This is a genomic window from Mycobacterium sp. (assembly GCF_049585075.1).
Classification (GTDB): Bacteria; Actinomycetota; Actinomycetes; order Mycobacteriales; family Mycobacteriaceae; genus Mycobacterium.
In genome coordinates this window covers 1-2,440 of sequence record NZ_JBAUZA010000213.1, presented here as the reverse complement: position 1 = coordinate 2,440, position 2,440 = coordinate 1, and the positions used below count along the sequence as shown (strand labels likewise).

Below are 2,440 nucleotides of genomic sequence, written 5' to 3'. Positions count from 1 at the left end.
ACAACTCCAACGTGGTGGTCATCGAAGCATTGCGGGACATCACCATGTCGCTGAGTCCGGGCGACCGTGTGGGTCTAGTAGGCCCCAACGGGGCGGGGAAATCGACTCTGCTGCGGCTACTTTCGGGCATTTACGAGCCGACCCGCGGCTCCGCCACAGTGAGCGGTCGGGTGGCACCGATCTTCGATCTCGGTGTCGGGATGGACCCCGAGATCTCCGGCTACGAAAACATCATCATCCGCGGCCTGTTCCTCGGACAAACGCGGCGGCAGATGCTGGCCAAGGTCGACGAGATCGCCGAGTTCACCGAGCTGGGCGACTACCTGGCGATGCCGCTGCGCACCTATTCGACCGGGATGCGGGTCCGGTTGGCGATGGGCGTGGTCACCAGCATCGACCCAGAGATCCTGCTGCTCGATGAAGGCCTGGGCGCCGTCGACGCCGATTTCATGAAGAAGGCCCAGTCGCGATTGCAGGGCCTGGTGGAGCGCTCCGGAATCCTGGTGTTCGCCAGCCATTCCAACGAATTCCTGGCCCGGCTGTGCAAGACCGCGATGTGGATCGACCACGGCGTGATCAAGATGACGGGCGGCATCGAGGACGTCGTGCGTGCCTACGAAGGTGAGGACGCCGCGCGCCATGTGCGTGAGGTGCTCGCCGAGACGGCAACCCCGCATGAGTGAGATGGTGTGCGCCGTGGTGGTGACCCACCGGCGCCCCGACGAACTGGCCAAGTCGCTTGATGCATTGACGACCCAGAGCCGGCTGCCCGACCAGCTGATCGTGGTCGACAACGACTGCGACGACCGTGTCCGCGAACTTGCTGGCGCGCAACACATCCCGACGACATATCTGCCGTCACGCCGAAATCTCGGCGGCGCAGGCGGTTTCGCGCTTGGCATACTTCATGCGCTGGCCGCCGGCGCCGACTGGGTGTGGCTGGCCGACGACGACGGCCGCCCGCAAGACACCGAGGTACTGGCGACACTGATGGCCTGTGCCGATAAACACCGGCTGGCCGAGGTGTCGCCGATGGTGTGCAACGCCGACGACCCGCAACGGCTGGCGTTCCCGCTGCGCCGCGGCCTGGTCTGGCGCAGGTTGGTCAGCGAGTTGCCTACCGCACCGGATCAAGACCTGCTGCCGGGTATCGCATCGCTGTTCAACGGGGCGCTGTTCGCAGCTTCGGCGTTCGAGTCGATCGGCGTGCCCGACCTGCGGCTGTTCGTCCGCGGCGACGAAGTGGAGATGCACCGTCGGCTGGTCCGGTCCGGCTTGGCGTTCGGAACCTGTTTGAACGCCGTCTATTTGCACCCTTGTGGGTCAGCCGAATTCAAGCCGATCCTTGCCGGGCGTATGCACACCCAATATCCCGACGATCCGACCAAGCGGTACTTCACCTACCGCAACCGCGGCTACCTGCTGTCGCAGCCGGGTCTGCGCAAGCTGCTGGTCCAGGAATGGCTGCGATTCGGTTGGTTTTTCCTGGTGTCTCGGCGCGACCCGAAGGGTCTGGTGGAGTGGCTGCGGCTGCGACGGTTGGGACGACGGGAAAGGTTCGGGCGACCCTCATGACGGTCATCGATGGCACTGCGCAGTCCAAGACGCTGGCCCGCGCCTGGGGTGATCTGGTCGACGGATACCGTCGCCGCGAGCTGTGGCTGCACCTTGGCTGGCAGGACATCAAACAGCGGTACCGCCGCTCGGTGCTCGGGCCGTTCTGGATCACCATCGCCACCGGAACCACCGCCGTCGCGATGGGCGGCCTGTACTCCAAGCTGTTCCATCTCCAACTCGAGCTGCATCTGCCCTACGTCACCCTCGGCCTGATCATCTGGAATCTGATCAACGCCTCGATCCTGGAGGGCGCCGAGGTGTTCGTCGCCAACGAGGGATTGATCAAGCAATTGCCGACGCCGCTTTCCGTGCATGTCTATCGGCTGGTGTGGCGGCAGATACTGTTGTTCGCGCACAACATCGTCATCTACATCGTCATCGCGATCATCTACCCGAAACCGTGGTCGTGGGCCGACTTTTCGGTGATCCCGGCGCTGGGGCTGATCGTGCTCAACTGCGTGTGGGTGTCGCTGTGCTTCGGCATCCTGGCGACCCGTTTCCGCGACATCGGCCCGCTGCTGTTTTCCGTCGTGCAGTTGCTGTTCTTCATGACGCCGATCATCTGGAACGACGACACGCTGCGGCAGCAGGGCGCCGGACGCTGGTCGAAGATCGTCGAGCTGAATCCGCTGCTGCATTACCTGGATATCGTGCGCGCGCCGCTGCTGGGCTCGCACCAGGAGCTACGGCACTGGGCGGTGGTGATCGGGCTGACCGTAATCGGTTGGCTGTTCGCGGCTTTCGCGATGCGCCAATACCGCGCCCGGGTGGCGTACTGGGTGTAGCCCGGCGACGAACGTAAACCGCGGCCCAGGGTTTCCCC

At 64.3% G+C, this 2,440-nt stretch carries 3 protein-coding genes; all 3 read left to right on the top strand.

Translation table 11 applies throughout. The features are described from left to right. Positions 1–683, top strand: a 683-nt coding sequence (locus WB785_RS10365) for an ABC transporter ATP-binding protein (protein WP_424078925.1), incomplete at its 5' end; no start/stop codon positions are given. Next, positions 676–1,575, top strand: a complete 900-nt coding sequence (locus tag WB785_RS10360; protein ID WP_424078924.1) for a glycosyltransferase — start codon at positions 676–678, stop codon at positions 1,573–1,575. The genes WB785_RS10365 and WB785_RS10360, both read left to right, overlap by 8 nt. Further along, positions 1,572–2,402, top strand: coding sequence for an ABC transporter permease (locus tag WB785_RS10355; protein ID WP_424078923.1), 831 nt, complete (start codon positions 1,572–1,574; stop codon positions 2,400–2,402). The genes WB785_RS10360 and WB785_RS10355 overlap by 4 nt, the downstream gene beginning before the upstream one ends. Positions 2,403–2,440 lie beyond the last annotated feature (38 nt).